Source organism: Scopulibacillus cellulosilyticus, from assembly GCF_042665295.1.
Lineage (GTDB): Bacteria > Bacillota > Bacilli > Bacillales > Sporolactobacillaceae > Scopulibacillus_A > Scopulibacillus_A cellulosilyticus.
Genome location: NZ_JBHTCO010000004.1, coordinates 631,175 through 649,152, shown reverse-complemented (window position 1 = coordinate 649,152; position 17,978 = coordinate 631,175). Strand labels below are relative to the sequence as shown.

The following is a 17,978-nucleotide window of genomic DNA, read 5'->3' as shown; positions in this document are numbered from 1 at the left end:
ATTTAAAAGTCAAACGGAGACATTTCATCTTCTTCCACAACGTCATAGGTGATTTCTTCGTCACGGTTATTTCTCAGCTCAATAATATAATCAAAGTCGTCAAGGCAGTACTCCGTGCCTTGTACAAAGACATCCGGATGTTCAACAACCTTAGTGACAGGCATTCGCATAACCTGCCGAAGAAGTTCCCAGTGACGGTCCGATGAACGTTTCGTTGAGACGATACCGTCAATGACAAAAATATGTTCATCAGAAAATTCATCTTCAGCGAGTTGACTTCGGACAGTCTGCCTTAATAATGTGGAAGAAATAAAAAGCCAGCGTTTATTAGCACAAACACTAGATGCAACAATTGATTCTGATTTACCGACACGGGGCATGCCCCTGATGCCGATTAATTTATGGCCTTCTTTCTTAAACAATTCGGCCATAAAATCGACAAGCAAACCTAATTCATCTCTGACAAACCGGAATGTCTTCTTGTCATCCGCATCTCTCTCAATATAGCGGCCATGACGAACAGCCAAACGGTCGCTTAATTTGGGTTCCCTTAATTTGGTCACATTAATATTATCCATTGTTTTTACAATAGCAATCAGCCGTTCAATTTGGGCATCGTCTTCTGTACGTAAAAGCATGCCCCTTCTTTCATTATCAACACCATTAATTGTGACGATATTAATCCCAAGCATGCCTAACAAAGATGCGATATCACCCAATAATCCGGGGCGGTTTCTATGTATTTCATATTCTAAATACCATTCTTTCTTTTCCATAGCATAACCCCTTTTGAACACATATCATTATAAATTTATAATAAATGATAATAACTTTCAAGAAAAGGTGTTTTTTTGTAATCAAAAAAAAATTAAATTATCCAAAAAAGAAATAAACAAAAACAAAAGGAATGCCTTCAAAGACATTCCTTTTAAAATCAGCTTATTGTTGTTTATCAGTAGCGTTATTTTCTACAAGTTTTACCATCATATTTGCAATGGCATGCTGTTCATCTTTGTCAGCAACACTCCATAAGTCAGAAAGCACTCTTTGTTGTTCATTTTTTGGATCAACTTTATCGGCAAGATATCCTCCAATTTCAGTTGCAAAATTGGCAATAGCATCTTGGCTGACACCTTTTGCTTTTGCTTTATTTAGACGGTCACCCAGGAAGCTTTTCCAATCATCCCAACTATTCAAAACAGACATTGTGATTCCTCCTTTTTCATCTTTCATTATTAGCTTGCACTGCTATAAAAAAAATATGCATGACATTTAACAATGCCATGCACCATTAATGGAGACCACCTGTCCATTAATATAATCTGATTTTGTTGAAGCTAAGTAGCCGATTAAATCAGCAATTTCTTCAGGGCGGCCAAGACGTCCCATCGGAATGCCCTGTTTGATATATTCGATTTCTTCTTCACTGAAATCGCCCATCATTTTAGTATCCACAGCGCCCGGGGCAACTGCATTTACAGAAATGCCGCTTGGAGCAACCTCTTTTGCCAAAGCTTTAACAAAACTGTTTTGTCCGCCTTTCACCATTGAGTACAGCACTTCCATTGATGACCCCGTCAGACCCCAAATTGAAGTAACAAAAATAATTTTCCCGTGCCGGTTGCTGATCATGTCAGGAAGCAGATGCTGGATAAGTTGGAAAGGACTTGCCATATGTAATTGAATAAAACTGTCAAGATCAGACTCCGGGACTTCTGTTATTAATGAAATCAGACTTTTCCCGCTGTTATATACAACACAGTCAACAGGATCTGCTATTTGTTCTATAAGCAATTTAACGCCTGATTTAGTTGTTAAATCAGCCTGTACAGCCGTAAATTGCTGGTCTGGATACTTATAACTTAACTCATTGACGAGTGTATCAATATTTTCCCGTCCTTCGTTGTAATGCAAATAAAGGGAATAACCGTCATCCGCTAAGCGTTTGGATGCGGCTTGACCAATACCGCCGCTTGCGCCTGTTATAAGTGCAATATTCATTTTTAAACCACCTTACTTTTTAACAACAGCGCATGTTGAGAGTGCTTCATCACTAAAATGCTCATGAAGCGTTTTTGTCAAAGTTTCTGTTGTTAATGATTCTAATACTGGAATAAGATCAAAAAGATTTGTTTCATTAAAATAATATCGCGTAAACTGATTAGCGATAAATTCCGGGGAATTAAATGCGCGAAGCATTCCGCCGATTCGTTTCTTACGTGCGCGTTCAACAGCTTCCGAATCAAGTCGGCCCGACTTATACTCTTCAATAATTTGTTTTAACCTGTTCTGCAGCTTTTCCGGATCTTCTGTATTACCCCCTATTGCTGAAAAACCAAACTCATATTCCTCAGTATATTCAAAAGAAAACGTTTCATCAATTAATCCGTCTTCTACCAGCGACTTATAATTTTCAGTCCCTTTACCAAACATGAGCTCTAAAAGCAATTGCACTGAAAGTTCATGTTCCATAAATTCTTTACCCGTACGGTGGACACGCCGTTCTTTGAAGCCAATTAAACTTTTCGGTGTTTGTACACCCATTTTGATAACAGAAGATTTCTTGGCGACGCTTTCAGGTTCTTCAGGATATTTTCTTTCAATCGGTTGTTGATTAGTATAGTCCTTGCCTGCCTGGTTTTTCACTACAAGATCCATCACTTCATCAGGATTTACAGGACCAACGACAAACAACATCATGTTGCTTGGGTGATAAAAAGTCCGGTAACAATCATAAAGCAAATCATCAGTAATATGGCTGATCGATTCAATCGTTCCGGCAATATCAATTTGAATAGGATGATGGTGATACATATTGCTGATCAGTCCAAAATAGACGCGCCAATCCGGTGTATCATTGTACATTCGAATTTCTTGACCTATAATACCCTTTTCTTTTTCGACGCTCTCTTTTTTAAAAAACGGTGTTTGCACAAAATCAATAAGCGTCTCTAAGTTTTTATCGATGTTCGATGTACTGGAAAATAAATAAGCCGTTCTGGTAAATGAAGTAAAAGCATTTGAGGATGCCCCCTGATTTCCGAAAGCTTGAAAAGCATCGCTCCCATCCGGCATTTCAAACATTTTATGCTCCAAAAAATGTGCAATGCCATCAGGTACCTTTAACCAATCATTTTGATTTAACGGTTTGAAGTGATTATCAATCGAACCATAATTTGTTGTAAAAATGGCATAAGTTTTATTAAATCCTGTTTTTGGTAAAATAAAAAGCTGCAGCCCGTTATCACACTTATGATGATATACCGTTTCTTGCAATTGGTCAAAATGAATTTGTTTCATTTTAATTTCCCTCCTCGCCTTGTAAAAAGTATATGGTATCAAGTGATGTTTTTTCAGCGACTTTAATAATATCTTCTTTTTGCACATTCTCAATTGCATCAAGCCAATCTTCAGCAGTTACCGGCTGCCCGGTTAACACTTGCCTGTAAAGAAAATCAGTCAGAGAACCCGGGTTATCTAATGCTTCTAAAACCGCGTTTTTCAACAGAGCCTTTGTCTGATCAATGTCATGATCGGTAAAATCGCCTTTTTTGACGGCTTCTAATTGTTCTTTAATAATCGCGACTGCTTTGTCATAATTTGAAAATTCTATCCCGCTCATAACAATCATTAACCCTTTATAGCTTTCATAGCTTGATGATGCATAGTAGGCAAGGCTTTCTTTTTCTCTGACATTCATAAATAGTTTTGAATGAGGAAATCCGCCGAATAAACCATTAAACACCTGGGAGGCGTAGTATAAAGGATCTCCATAAATAATATTAGTACGGTATCCCAAATTAAGTTTACCTTGTTCGACATCTTGATTTTCCTTAACTATTTTGACTTCATTAGGAATAACCGGGTCAAAATTAATGCGTACATCCCTTGTTCTTTCCTGCCGTTTACTAAATGTAAATTCAGATTGAACAGCATTTAAAATATGACTTTGATTTTCCTCAATATCACCGATAATATAAAGATCAACTTGATCTTCTGCCACCATTTTTTGATAATAATCAAATAAACTTTCCGGCGTCACTTGTTCAAGTTCGTCCGAATACCCGTATGTATGTAACCGATACAATTCATGCTGGCACATTTCGTCAATTAATCTTTGGCTTGCATAACGCATTTTATCATCGTATATAGCCTCGAGTCTTTGCTTAAGTGAACGTTTTTCCCTTTTAACAATTTTTTTGTCAAATTGTTGATTGGCTGCCGCAGGCTGAAATACCGCTTCAGACAAAAGCTTTACAGATTCATCTAATAATTTGGTGGAAGCACCGGAGATAAACCGTTCGTTAGCAACAGTCATGTATAATGTAAGAATGTGGTAATCCCCTTTTTTTGTTAACATTGACGTAAAGCTTGCACCATATAAATCATCTAAACGTTTTTGCAAATCTTGAGTTGAAGGTGAATGTTTGGTCGAACTTTTTAGTACGTAAGATAAAAGCGCCCGTTTTGTCACATCTTTTTCGTTTAACGGTGCACAAAACTGTAAAAACATTGTTACTGTCTTAAATTTATCTGTCGGTATCATATGTACTTTAAACCCATTAAAATCATGGACTTGTTCATTGATATAAGACATGTTTTACACCCCTTTTTTCCATCATAATTTCTCTCTTTCATTGTAACCTATACCCCAAGTCCCTAACCAGCGGGAAGATAAGCCTGAATCAAAACAAAAAGGGACAAAAGTCAGCGACCTTTGTCCAATTATTCTATGCGACTATCGTGTTTTATAATACTTTTTTATTGCGAGGAGGCTTCATCATCTTGCTTTCCAATAAGAACAGCCCTCGGTTTGCTGCCTTCATACGGTCCGACTATATTACGATCCTCCATGGCATCAATAAGCCGGGCCGCCCTTGTATAACCAATACGAAAGCGCCTTTGCAGCATGGATACTGAAGCGGTTTGCATATCAATAACCAGCTGGACTGCATCATCAAATAATTCATCATCAACTTTATCAACAGATTTCTCCGGTTCATCTGACGGTATCATATTTTCTTGATATTGCGCTTTTTGCTGGCTGACAGCAAAATCGACCACTTTTTCGACTTCATCATCAGATAGAAAAGCTCCTTGTATACGGGTTGGCTTTGATGCGCCAATAGGTAAAAACAGCATGTCACCTTTGCCTAACAGCTTCTCAGCGCCTCCTGAATCTAAGATCGTTCGTGAATCGGTCTGTGAGGAAACACTGAAGGCGATTCTTGATGGAATATTAGCTTTGATGATACCTGTGATAACATCAACTGACGGGCGTTGTGTTGCAATAATTAAATGAATACCGGCTGCCCTCGCCATTTGTGCGAGTCTCGTTATGGCATCTTCAACGTCTTTGGAAGCAACCATCATAAGATCAGCAAGCTCGTCAATAATAACAACAATGTACGGCATGTAAGGCTGATTATCATTGTTCTCATCATTATAGCGGCGAACATGGTTATTATAGCTTTCCAGATTCCGCGTGCCGCTCTCAGAAAACAGCTCATATCGCCTTTCCATTTCAGCAACGACTTTTTTAAGTGCTTGGGAAGCTTTTTTCGGATCAGTAACGACAGGCGTTAATAAATGAGGTACTCCGTTATAAACATTTAATTCTACCATTTTGGGATCGACCATCAGCAATTTAACTTCATGCGGTTTTGTTCTCATTAATATACTCGTAATAATGCCATTGATACAAACACTCTTCCCGCTTCCGGTCGCACCCGCTACAAGCAAGTGAGGCATTTTACTTAAATCAGTTAATACAGGCTCACCTGAAATATCCCGCCCCAAACCAATAGCCAATTTAGAGCTTTGCCTTTTGGCGAATTCAGATTCTAAAACTTCTCTTAAGCTTACCATTGCTACATCTTTATTTGGGACTTCGATACCGACTGCAGACTTTCCAGGGATCGGCGCTTCAATCCGGATTTCTTTCGCAGCCAGCGCCAGGGCTAAATCATCATTAAGATTAACGATCCGGCTGACTTTCACACCGACATCCGGATAAACTTCATACCTCGTTACAGCTGGCCCTAAATGTACTTTTTTCACTTTAGCTTTAACGCCAAAACTTTCAAAGGTTTTTTCAAGTTTACGGACATTATCAGCAATATGCCTTCGCTCATTAGACTGCGAATTAGACTTCGGCCGCTCTAATAAGTCAATTGGAGGAAGCTGGTAATCTTCATTCTCAACTTCCGGCGTTGAAAATGAAGGTTGTACAAGATCTTGTTCGTCTTCTAAATCATCCCTCACTTTTTTAGGATGATCTTCTTTTACTTGCGGTATATCCAGTGGATGTTGTTCATTAAAATCATGAATAATAGGTTCCTGGTTCTGGTCGGGATCATTATCATCGGCAACTAATTCTTCAGCTTTCTCCGCCTCTTCTTGTTCTTTACGCTGTTCTTTTTTCTCATCCATAGCGGTTTTAATCTTTTGCATGTTTTCCTTCTGTTTATTTGCTACACCTTGTCCTAATTTTTTAAAACGGCGTAATATTTTGTTCATCGTATCACGCAAGGACTTTCCGGTAATAAGAATCAGAGAAACGATAATGAGAAAAACAGCCATAAACATCGTGCCGGTAGCCGAAAATAGCTTATAAAAAAACGCAAACCCAAGAGCGCCTATCATTCCTCCGCCAAGCTGTTCGTTTGCTATCGCCCCTGAAATTTCCCCTTTATATAAAGCCAATGTATTTGTAATTACCGAAGCATTTTGCCATCTGTTATGATCTGATAATTCTTCAAAAAGTTTTACATGGCTTAATAAAAGCAATGAAAAGACGAATAAATAAACACCGACTAAGCGCCGGGTAAAAAAGGAAGGCTGACTGCGCATCCATATGTAATAGATTGATAGAATTAGAGTCCCAAGAAATATGAGCATATACCAGTTCCCTGCCAGAAACCTTGCTGCTTCAACAAACACTTCCCCTACAACGCCAAGCTTGGAAATAGCAATACACGTTAATGAAAATATTAATAGACCGGCTATTTCGTAAATCAGCGTTTCTTTCCAGCCTTTTTTCTTTTGGCTTTTTCTTCTCTTTTTCTTTGCCATGATGTCACCTCAGAACTCATGTGAATAGATAACAAGCAGCTGTATTAAAGCTGCTTGTTAAATCATGAAGCTATAAGCCTTAATTATAATGTTACTCAAGTTGCGGATGGGAGTAAAGGTTTCATTGTCAATTTTTCTCCAGGCTGGTAGCGTCCGTCTAAGAAGTCTTGAGGATTTGAACTAATTAATTGGACGATTTCATAATTATTATCACCTTTGTCTTCGACAATAAGTTTCACTCCGTTCACTTCTATCGTTTGTTTTTTCCCGGGTTGTTTTTCCTCTTCTTCAAAAATATCCTCTAAAGGACAAATTGTATATAAAATCATTGTACCACCTTCTGCGCTTCTCCGTGCTCCCTATTGTTCTCAATTAACTCATTTAATTTAGATAAAGCTTGGCCAAGACCGCCTACTTCATTAATCAGACCGTATGATACAGCATCTTTTCCAACAACATTTGTTCCAATGTCTCTTGCAAGATTTCCTTGGCTAAACATCAGGTCTTTAAATTTTTCTTCAGTAATATTAGAATTTCTAACGACAAACTTTGTGACACGGTCTTGCATCTTATCTAAATATTCGAAAGTCGATGGTACACTAATGACTAATCCGGTTAACCGGACAGGGTGTATTGTCATTGTAGCTGATTCGGCAATAAAAGCATAGTCAGAAGCGACCGCAATAGGGACACCAATAGAGTGTCCGCCTCCAAGAACTAATGACACCGTCGGTTTCGATAAGGTTGAAACCATTTCAGCAATTGCCAAACCAGCTTCAACATCTCCTCCAACCGTATTTAAAATAATAAGCAGTCCTTCGATTTGATCATTCTGTTCTATCGCCACAAGTTGAGGAATTAAATGTTCATATTTTGTTGTTTTATTTTTTGGAGGCAGTGCCATATGTCCCTCAATTTGCCCTACAATTGTTAAACAATGAATATTTGAGGGTGCCGCCTGAGGGATTTGCGATTCACCTAACTTTTGAATATCATTCATCATCGTGTTTTGCTGCTCAGTTTCTTGTTGCTCTTGTTCGAATTCAGTTTGTTCGTCTGTCATTCATTTTACTCTCCTTTCGTTATACTACAAATTAGTATTTGAAGGAGAGAAACATTTGATACAAAAGAAAAAAGCCATCATCACCCGTAAGAGTGATGTCAGCTTTTATATTATATTTCCATAATAATTGGCAATATCATTGGACGGCGTTTTGTTTTATCATATAAATAGCGACTTAAAGAATCCCTGATACTGTTTTTCAGAGAAGACCATTCTGAGATATTTTGCGTTAATGATTGCGACAACACTTCTGAAACAATATTATTGGCGTCTTCGATAAGTTCTTCGGATTCTCTGACATAAACGAAACCGCGGGTAATAATTTCAGGTCCTGATAAAATCTTTTTGGATTGTTTGCCAAGAGTGACAACAACGACAAGCGTTCCATCTTGGGCCAGCAAACGGCGGTCGCGTAATACAATATTACCGACATCGCCAACGCCTAACCCGTCTACAAGCACTTGGCCGGCAGGAACCTTTTCAGCCTGCCTTGCTTCGCCCTTTGTAAATGATACAACATCGCCTTTATCCAAAAGGAAGATATGATGCGGCTCCATGCCTGTGGCAACCGCAAGGTCCTGATGGGCTTTAAGCATTCTAAATTCTCCATGAATCGGAATTAAATAATTAGGTCTTGTCAGCTGTAACATAAGTTTAATTTCTTCTTGTTTAGCATGGCCTGATACATGAACGCAATCGCCATAAATGACCTTAACACCGATTCTCATTAATGCATCAATAGACTTGGTAACACTTTTCTCATTTCCAGGTGTAGACGATGCCGCAAAAATAAAGAGATCATTTTCTTTAAGTGAAAGACGCTTATGTGAATGATTAGCAATTTTAGTCAGGGGTGTCATTGGGTCGCCTTCCGGACCCGAAGTTAAGATGGCTATTTCATTTTCTTTCCTTTTGTTAATTTTATCCAAACTTGTAAATGTGCCTTTTGGTACTTGAAGGTAACCCAGTTTTGTCGCCATACCGATGACACGTTCAAGATAGCGGCCGTCAATCGCAACCTTACGATTGTTTTGAATGGCTGTATTAACAACTTGCTGTATTCTGTGAATATTGGTTGCGTATACAGCAGTTATCACTCTGCCTTTGGCAAAATAAAAAATATCGTCTAAGGTTTCGCCAACTTCTTTTTCTGAACGTGCTTTCCCAGGTAATTCAGCATTTTTACTGTCTGACAGTAAACAGAGGACACCTCTGTCACCGATTCGGGACAGTTTGCTAATATCCGCTTTTTTATCATCAACCGGTGTATAGTCAAATTTAAAATCACCAGTATGGACAATTGCACCTTGAGAGGTATAAATAGCCAAACCGATTGAGTCGGGAACACTATGGTTCATTCTAAAGAATGTTATCGTTCTATAACCGATCTTTAGATCCTTCCCCGGTTCAACTATATTCAGCTTAGCTTTCTTTAGTGTATTCTTATCTTTTATCGATTCTTCAAGCAAGGCAAGTGTAAACTTTGTACCATAAATCGGAGCATGCAGCTCTTTAATTAAATAAGGTAATCCTCCAATATGCGCATAATGACCGTGTGTGAGGAAAATAGCCTTAATCCGATCCTGATTTTCAACCAAATAAGATGTATCCGGAATAACAGTATCAACACCAAGCATATCATCTTTTGGATGCATTAAACCAGCATCGACAATAAATATATCATTATTAACCTCAATGACTGTCATATTATTTCCAATTTCGCCAACGCCGCCCATTGCATAAATCCTAACCTCGTCTTCTTTCCGTTGTTGCAATGAGCATTCCTCCTATTAAATTAAACAGCCATCAATTCACCCGAACTAATCATTTCTTTTATTATAACCGATCCTTTGCAAAATTTACAAGTTGATTTTTTAATCATCGCTTGTCCAACATGCTTTTATATTTAGTATTTGTCAATTTATAAAAGAAAACTCGCCGATTGGGCGAGTTTCTTTCTTCATACTATCGAAATTTATAGTTTTGAAAAACCGGAAAGGCCTGTCATCATCTAAATTTTCTTTAAAGTTCTTTAAATATTTTTGTTAATGATGACTTTTCTTCTTCCGTTAAATCAACCATCGGCAGACGGACAGGACCTGTCTCAACTCCGACTTGACTCAGCAATGCTTTAACCGGAACGGGGCTTGGTGCCGCAAATAATTCCCTCATGACAGGAAGATATTTTAAATGCTGTTTCGCCGCATCTTCATGATTCCCTGATAAAAAGTCTTGAATCATATTTGACATGCCGTCGCCAATAACATGCGAAGCAACGGAAATAACACCGTGGCCGCCGATAGAAAGCACTGGCAAGGTTAAACCGTCGTCACCGCTGTATAGTATAAAGTCATCACTTGTTCCTCTAATAATGGCTGCCATTTGATCAAGATTACCGCTTGCTTCTTTGACAGACGTTATATTATCAATTTCCGAAAGACGGATAATTGTTTCGGCCGTTATATTTACCGAAGAACGCCCCGGAATATTATAGATCATAACAGGTACATTGATACTTTCAGCGATTGTTTTAAAATGCTGATACAGTCCTTCTTGATTAGGCTTATTGTAATAAGGAGCAACAATCATAATCCCGTCAACACCTAAAGCTTCTGCTTTACGGGAAAACTCTACAGATTCAGCTGTGTTATTACTTCCTGTTCCTACGATAACAGGAATCCGTCCATCAACGACTTTAACAACATGCTCAAATAACTTAAGCTTTTCATCCTTTGAAAGTGTTGGTGATTCTCCTGTTGTTCCTGCGACAACCAGCCCTTCAGTTTGATGTTCTATCAAATATTCAACAAGTGCTGTTGTTCTTTCTAAGCTAAGTTCACCTTTATCGTCAAAAGGTGTTACCATCGCTGTTAATAATCTGCCGAAATCGGCCATGTCTACCTCTCCTTTTAAATATGTGTTCAAAAGGACTTTTCGAATATCCTCTATAACTACGTGTTCAAAAAGGAGGACAAAAAGAGCCGAGAAGTTCAAGGAAGCGCCGCCTCCGAGCACCGAAGCGTATGCCTTTAATACGTGAGGAGCGGAGGAGCACCGAGCGATGCTTCTCGAACTACTGCGAGCTGCGACGAGAAGTTGGCGATACGCCTATGAATATGCTACGGGCGCAGGAGCACTTATCCCGCAGTCTCGACAGCTATTTTTCCCGGACTTTTTGAACATCCTCTATAACTGGTCAGCTGCTAATTCACTATCCTCTTTCTCCAATTCGAAAGTCTTATGCAGGGCAATAACCGCTTGTTTTAATTGGTCTTCTTTTACAAGTACCCAAATCGTTGTATGCGAGTCAGCTGATTGTAAAATTTGAATGCCTTCTTGAGTCAGGGCATTAACGATCTTGGACGTAACACCTGGAACCCCTGTCATCCCTGCACCAACAGCTGATACTTTAGCACACCCTTTAACAACCACAGGTTCATAACCTAAGGTCTTAAGTGTGGATACAGCAAGATCAGTCATTTGTTCGGTTACTGTATATATCACACCTCTTGGACTAATGTTAATGAAATCGACACTGATTTGATTTTCAGCCATTGCTTTAAAAACTTTCGCCTGCAGATCATAGTCATCTTTTTTCGCTTGGACTCTTATTTGAGATACGTTCTGAACGTAGGCGATACTTGTAATCAACCGTTCCTGAACGTCCTGACCTTTATTTTTCTTTTTAATCGATGTAACGAGTGTTCCAATATCATCTGTATACGTAGATCGGATTCGAAGGGGTATTTTAGCATTCATCGCTATCTCTACAGCCCTTGGGTGAATGACTTTTGCCCCTTGATACGCCATGTTGCAAATTTCATTATATGTTAAAACAGACAGTTGACGCGCATCGGAAACAATTCTTGGATCAGCAGTCATGACGCCTGTCACATCTGTAAAGATATCGATCCATTCAGCATCTAAAGCGGCGCCAAGTGCAGCAGCTGAAGTATCACTTCCGCCGCGGCCGATGGTTGTCACTTCACCGGATTTTGATTGCCCCTGAAACCCGGCGACGACAACAACATCAAGCGTATTAAGCATCTTTTTAATACGATCACATTTCATCTCCATGATACGGGCCGCATTAAAAACCTCATTTGTTCGAAATCCTGCTTGCCCTCCGGTTAATGCCTCTGCCTGCAGTCCTGCTTCCTTCAATAAGCTGGAAAAAACAATTGACGATAAGATCTCACCGCAGGACATAAGCAAATCAATTTCTCTGTTGCTCACATGGTCGCGGCCGACGAGACTCAATAAAGTATCAGTTGCATAAGGATCGCCTGTACGTCCCATAGCTGAGACAACGACAACGACTTTATACCCTTCTTCTACAGCCTTTAAAACATGTTTTCGGGCACGAATACGATCTTCATTCGTTTTAACAGATGTTCCTCCAAATTTCTGGACAATAACTTTCATTTAATGAACGCCTCACTTAAGTTTAAGAATACCAAGTTTGACCAGACTCTCAGCAATTTGTACCGAATTCCACGCTGCGCCTTTTAATAGATTATCAGAAACGACCCAAAGATGGAAACCATTTTTGATATCAGGGTCGCGGCGAATCCTTCCGACAAAAACATCTTTCTTTCCAACAGAATCCGCAGGCATCGGATAAATTTGATTTGCCGGATCATCTTGTAAAGTGACCCCTGGTGCCTCTGATAAGATTTTTTTCAAATCTTCCGATGATACATCGTCTTTATCTACTTCAATATAAACAGATTCTGCATGCCCTGTCGCAATTGGCAGACGAACACACGTCGCAGCGACGCGAATGTTTGAATCATCCATAATTTTTTTCGTTTCGTTAATCATTTTCATTTCTTCAAAAGTGTAATCATTATCTTGGAACTTATCAATTTGCGGAATCGCATTAAAAGCAATTTGATAATGCTTTTCATCGCTTTTAACCGGCAAAATTTCAGGCTTAATAGCTTCTTCATTCAATAATTGCTGAGATTGATTCCGAAGTTCTTCAATAGCAACAGCTCCTGCGCCGGAAACAGCCTGATAAGTTGATACAATAATGCGGTTTAAGCCAAAGTTCTTCCGAATCGGTTCAAGAGCAGCTACCATTTGGATCGTTGAACAGTTTGGATTGGCGATAATACCTTGATGATCAAAAAGGGCTTGTTCATTTACTTCGGGTACAACTAACGGCACATTTTCATCCATACGGAATGCGCTTGTATTATCAATGACAATTGCTCCCCTTTTGGCTGCTTCGGGAGCAAGCTCCTTGGAGACTGAACCGCCGGCACTGAACAAAGCAACATCTATACCTTCAAATGCTTCCGGAACAGCTTCCTTGATAACTATTTTTTCACCTTCAAAATCTATAGTTTGTCCTGCCGATCGCTTTGAGGCGAGACATGTGAGTTCTCTGATTGGTAACGTTGTGTCCTTTAACATATTTAACATTTGTTGTCCTACAGCGCCTGTCGCTCCGACAACTGCTACATGAAAACCTTGGTCATTATACAATTTACGGTTCCTCCTCGAGATACATTGTCATATTAATTCAGATATTTAAAATGAATTAAAAGTTAAATTTCAAAAGAAGGAGAAACCAAAGACATTTCTCCTTCTTAAACTTTGCTTACTATTTTATCATACTATGATTTTTTTGAAAGATGAATGGGTTAATATCTGAATTTCTCAATAAGTATCGGCTGGGTTTGTTTGCCATCTAATGCTGCTTCAACAGTTTCCTTCATAAGAGGCATATGTGAAACGAGCGACGTCGGCTTACCTTCAGGATCATCTTGACCAAACGGTATAAAGTATATATTTTTTGAGGAAAGCAGCCTGGCTATATTAGACCCGTTAAGTCCTAAGCCATCGTTTGTAGAAATGCCAAGCACAACCGGACGGCGATTTCTTAATGTTGCTTTAGCAGCCATTAATACAGGGGAATCAGTCATAGCGTTAGCAAATTTACTTATTGAATTTCCGGTTAATGGCGCGATAACCATGCAATCTAAAGGTGTCTTAGGACCATAGGGTTCGGCATCTACAATAGAATCCACCACCTTATTTCCAGTAATTTCTTCAACTTTGTTAATCCAATCCTTACCGTCTCCAAAACGTGTTACTGTATTTTTTACCGTATAAGTCACGAAGGCTGATACTTTTGCACCGGCATCAAGTAATGATTGAATATGAGGGACAACCTGATTATACGTACAATGCGATCCCGTAATACCCAAACCGATATGCTTACCAGTAAGATTCATAAGTTACTCATCCTCCCCAGAAAATTTATCTAATAACAATTCAGATAAAACATTGGCAATAATTCTGCCGGCTGATTTTGGTGCAACCATTCCAGGCAGCCCAGGCGTTAATAACGCTTTAATACCCCTTTTTTCAGCGTACCTGAAATCAGTTCCGCCGGGTTTTGATGCAAGGTCTACAATCAGAGCATTTCCAGGTATATGAGACAGAACCTTGCTGCTTAGCACTTTTGCAGGTACCGTATTAATAATAATATCAACATCCCTGATATGCTTTTCTATGTCTTTAATATAAAAAGGTTTTAAACCCATTTCGGTAATTCTGGCTATATGTTCCGGCCTGCGTGCACCTACCTTTACATAAGCCCCTAACGCATCGAATGTTCGAGCGACAGACATACCCGTTCGCCCTAAACCCAGTACAACTACATTAGACTGATGAATTGTTATATCAGTATTTTGAATGACTATCATGATGGCGCCTTCGACAGTCGGGACCGAATTATAAATAGCTACGTCATCCCGCTCAAATAACTTAATGAGTTCCTTATGGCATTCTTGAACGAGGGAATCTAAAAAAGGTGTACTGATCCCGCTGTAAATTGAACAATGTTCCGGAGTCTTCTCCAGCCAATCTTTTGTTATTTTAACAATTTTATTTGAGAAAATAGTTTCAACAATGCCATCCTCATTTGTTCCCGAGCTTGGTAAAATAATTCCGTCAACATGCGAAAAATCTATTTCATCTAAATCAACTTTCGAGGTACCAGTTAAATGCTGATCTAATTGATCAAAGCCAACTAATGAAAGTTGGGCGTCCAATTCATTTAATTTCTTGATGACTTCCAATTGCCTTGCATCTCCGCCTAATATCACAAGATGCTTACCAGTTAACATATCAAGCACATACTCCCCTCCAATTGTTATTCATGCCTGAGGGACTTCGCCCAATTCCTAGGTTATCTTATGATAGTTAGGCTAGTATGGTGAAAATAATAAAGAAAACTCGCCCAATGGCGAGTTTAAAATGACGACATTTATTATAGTTAGAAGTTACTTCTTATGCTTTATTAAAACAGCCGCAAGTCAGGATAATTATTTATGCAGTGACTTTGGGATTGTTCCGCTTGGGCTGATAACCGAGCAGGAGAAATCTTCGGTAAATAAGTCTTTAGTAAGCTGATGAATATCACTGAGTGTAACCTCATTGATTTTTTTTACCATTTCATCCAATGAACGATGGCGGCCTAATAACAGCTCATTTTTCCCGTTCCGGCTCATCCGGCTGCTGGTACTTTCAAGGCTTAACATCATATTGCCTTTGATTTGTTCTTTACTATTCTTTAATTCTTTTTCAGTTAAACCGTTTTTAATAAGATCATCTAAAACGCTAAAAATGGTGCTTGACAACCGATCGATTTGATTTGCGCCTGTTCCGCTGTAAATGGTTAACATACCGCTGTCTTTATATGAGGTATGGTAAGAAAAAACGGAGTAGGCTAATCCCCTTTCCTCTCTTACTTCTTGAAAAAGACGGCTGCTCATGCTTCCCCCTAAAACATTATTCATAACCATGAGCGGGTAGAGCTGTTCATCACCGATAGCAAGCCCCTTATAACCAATACATAAATGCGCTTGCTCCGTGTCTTTTTGCCGCGCCAGTTTCTCATATTGATAAACGGGTGCATCATAGTGATTTTCAACACCGCTTACCTGATAGTTTGAAAAAATCTTATCAACAGCGCTGACGATTGATTCTTCAACGTTGCCTGCGATAGAAATGACAATGTTTTCCGGCCGGTAGTGTTCATTCATATAGGCGCGCAAATCATCTGGTTTAAATGATTCAAGCGTCGTTTCCGTTCCTAAAATGGGGTAACCAAGCGGATGGCTGCCGAAACTTGCCTCGCTCAATAAGTCATGAACTATATCATCAGGTGTGTCTTCGTACATTTTAATTTCTTCACAGACAACTTGACGTTCCTTTTCTAATTCGGTTTTATCAAAAATCGAATGAAACAGCATATCGCTTAATACGTTCACCGCGTATTCAGCATGTTCATCTAAAACTTTAGCATAAAAACATGTATATTCTTTAGAAGTAAAGGCATTAACCTGACCGCCGATTTGATCAAAAGCTTCAGCGATTTCCCGGGCATTCCTGGTTGCTGTTCCTTTAAAGAGCATGTGCTCAATAAAATGCGAGATACCGTTATTTTTCTCTGTTTCATGACGCGAGCCTGTACCAATCCAAATACCGATCGTCGCGGAACGTACTGATGGTATTCTCTCCATAATGATACGCACGCCATTTGAAGCGGTGTGCTTAGTAATCAAATGATGTCTCCTCCATTCCTAAATCTCTGACTATGGAATACTATAACATTTAATAATTCGAGAAGCTATGCCTATTGCTTTTGCGCTGATGATTTCTCAGTTGATTTAGTTTGCTGCTAATTTATACGTTTAACGTATTAAAATATAGACTATTTATTATTTTCAAAGCTGCCGATCCGTTTTTCACTCATTAATTCTGATACTGTCCCAAACCGATACCCTTTTTCTTCAATCCCGTTAATCATTTGTTCCAATCCTTCCGCAACCGGTTTTGTCGGATGCATTAATATCATGGTGCCTGCAGTCGTTTTAGGAACAACACGCCTGACCATTTCCATCGTTGGCGGCTTTTTCCAATCAACAGTATCTACAGTCCAGAGAATCGTTTTCATATCTAATTTGTGTGCTACATCAACTGTTTGCTGAGTGAAACTGCCGCTCGGAGGTGCAAACCATTTCGGTTTAACATCCAGCGTGGCTTCAATAACATCATTTGTTTTCTTTAATTCTTTATATGTTTCTTGTTTTGAACTTTGTTTTAAATCTGGATGGCTATAAGCATGATTGCCAATTTCATGTCCTTCTTCACTAATCATCATTGCCAAATCAGGATATTTTTTAACCCAGCTGCCATCAAGAAAAAAAGTTGCTTTAATATCGTACTTATTAAGCACCTTTAATATTTTTGGCAAGTATTCGTTCCCCCAAGCTACATTGATAAGCAGGGCAACCATTGGCTTTTGGGGATTGCCGCGATATATTGGCGAAGGCGGCAAATCGTTTAATTTCTTCTTTGGAGGAACCTCCTTATAAACAACATCATCTTTATTAAATTTATGTTTTGCTTTCATTTTTTGATAACTCGCATTAATATCAACAGCTAATCCATTATAGCCTGGTGTAGCCTTCCAAACCCTGTCAACCGCCGCATCAACCGGTTTAATTTCATGTGTTTTTGCAAAAGCTTCAATTTTTTTAATGAGCGGCTGATCTACATTTTTAGTCGATATAACAGGTGCTGCAGCCGGAATTGATTCTGATGAAAAAAACACATTCATATACGGATTTCTCATGATCGTGTTAAACGTTAGCATTAATAAACAAACAAAAACGATAAAATGCCATTTTTGCTTTTTCATGACAAGCTTCCCCCCTTGTACAACTTATGCATTGCACTATAGGGAGTAGAACTTAAGAAATATTCGCTGCAATCTTGCGGGGACAGGTATGGACAGTGCAAACGGTGCCATTTTTTAATT

The 17,978-nt window shown here is 39.0% G+C and carries 16 protein-coding genes; all 16 read right to left on the bottom strand.

Going from position 1 to position 17,978, the window contains the following annotated elements; genetic code table 11:
* Positions 1-2 precede the first annotated feature (2 nt).
* Positions 3-776 carry a DUF3388 domain-containing protein gene (locus ACFQRG_RS06390; protein ID WP_380964874.1) on the bottom strand — a complete coding sequence of 258 codons (774 nt, stop codon included), beginning with the start codon at positions 774-776 and terminating at the stop codon, positions 3-5.
* Positions 777-939: 163 nt separating this feature from the next.
* Complete coding sequence (locus tag ACFQRG_RS06385) at positions 940-1,206, bottom strand: DUF3243 domain-containing protein (protein WP_380964872.1); 267 nt, start codon at positions 1,204-1,206, stop codon at positions 940-942.
* A 66-nt stretch (positions 1,207-1,272) separates the two neighbouring features.
* The gene (ymfI, locus tag ACFQRG_RS06380; RefSeq protein WP_380964870.1) at positions 1,273-2,001 is read right to left on the bottom strand and encodes an elongation factor P 5-aminopentanone reductase; all 729 of its coding nucleotides are present in this window, start codon (positions 1,999-2,001) and stop codon (positions 1,273-1,275) included.
* Positions 2,002-2,013: 12 nt separating this feature from the next.
* Entirely contained in the window at positions 2,014-3,300 is a 1,287-nt protein-coding gene (gene yfmH, locus ACFQRG_RS06375) for an EF-P 5-aminopentanol modification-associated protein YfmH (RefSeq protein ID WP_380964868.1), read from the bottom strand.
* 1 nt (position 3,301) lies between these two features.
* Positions 3,302-4,597: an EF-P 5-aminopentanol modification-associated protein YfmF gene (gene yfmF, locus ACFQRG_RS06370; protein WP_380964866.1), complete on the bottom strand. Its 1,296-nt coding sequence runs from the start codon at positions 4,595-4,597 to the stop codon at positions 3,302-3,304.
* Between the two features lie 164 nt (positions 4,598-4,761).
* The gene (locus tag ACFQRG_RS06365) at positions 4,762-7,074 is read right to left on the bottom strand and encodes an FtsK/SpoIIIE family DNA translocase (protein ID WP_380964864.1); all 2,313 of its coding nucleotides are present in this window, start codon (positions 7,072-7,074) and stop codon (positions 4,762-4,764) included.
* A gap of 95 nt (positions 7,075-7,169) precedes the next feature.
* Positions 7,170-7,403 carry a YlzJ-like family protein gene (locus tag ACFQRG_RS06360; protein WP_380964862.1) on the bottom strand — a complete coding sequence of 78 codons (234 nt, stop codon included), beginning with the start codon at positions 7,401-7,403 and terminating at the stop codon, positions 7,170-7,172.
* Positions 7,400-8,137: a ClpP family protease gene (locus ACFQRG_RS06355; RefSeq protein ID WP_380964860.1), complete on the bottom strand. Its 738-nt coding sequence runs from the start codon at positions 8,135-8,137 to the stop codon at positions 7,400-7,402. The genes ACFQRG_RS06360 and ACFQRG_RS06355 overlap by 4 nt, the downstream gene beginning before the upstream one ends.
* Before the next feature lie 110 nt (positions 8,138-8,247).
* Positions 8,248-9,912, bottom strand: a complete 1,665-nt coding sequence (locus ACFQRG_RS06350; RefSeq protein WP_380964858.1) for a ribonuclease J — start codon at positions 9,910-9,912, stop codon at positions 8,248-8,250.
* A gap of 247 nt (positions 9,913-10,159) precedes the next feature.
* Positions 10,160-11,032 carry a 4-hydroxy-tetrahydrodipicolinate synthase gene (gene dapA / locus ACFQRG_RS06345; protein ID WP_380964856.1) on the bottom strand — a complete coding sequence of 291 codons (873 nt, stop codon included), beginning with the start codon at positions 11,030-11,032 and terminating at the stop codon, positions 10,160-10,162.
* Between the two features lie 291 nt (positions 11,033-11,323).
* Complete coding sequence (dapG, locus tag ACFQRG_RS06340; RefSeq protein ID WP_380964854.1) at positions 11,324-12,562, bottom strand: aspartate kinase; 1,239 nt, start codon at positions 12,560-12,562, stop codon at positions 11,324-11,326.
* 12 nt (positions 12,563-12,574) lie between these two features.
* Positions 12,575-13,630 (bottom strand): aspartate-semialdehyde dehydrogenase, encoded by a 1,056-nt coding sequence (locus ACFQRG_RS06335; protein WP_380964852.1) that lies wholly within the window; start codon positions 13,628-13,630, stop codon positions 12,575-12,577.
* Positions 13,631-13,788: 158 nt separating this feature from the next.
* Entirely contained in the window at positions 13,789-14,382 is a 594-nt protein-coding gene (locus tag ACFQRG_RS06330; RefSeq protein ID WP_380964849.1) for a dipicolinate synthase subunit B, read from the bottom strand.
* Between the two features lie 3 nt (positions 14,383-14,385).
* Entirely contained in the window at positions 14,386-15,279 is an 894-nt protein-coding gene (dpaA, locus tag ACFQRG_RS06325; RefSeq protein ID WP_380965004.1) for a dipicolinic acid synthetase subunit A, read from the bottom strand.
* Positions 15,280-15,477: 198 nt separating this feature from the next.
* Positions 15,478-16,719: a M16 family metallopeptidase gene (locus tag ACFQRG_RS06320; RefSeq protein ID WP_380964847.1), complete on the bottom strand. Its 1,242-nt coding sequence runs from the start codon at positions 16,717-16,719 to the stop codon at positions 15,478-15,480.
* A 149-nt stretch (positions 16,720-16,868) separates the two neighbouring features.
* Positions 16,869-17,858, bottom strand: coding sequence for a polysaccharide deacetylase family protein (locus tag ACFQRG_RS06315; RefSeq protein ID WP_380964845.1), 990 nt, complete (start codon positions 17,856-17,858; stop codon positions 16,869-16,871).
* Between the last annotated feature and the right edge of the window lie 120 nt (positions 17,859-17,978).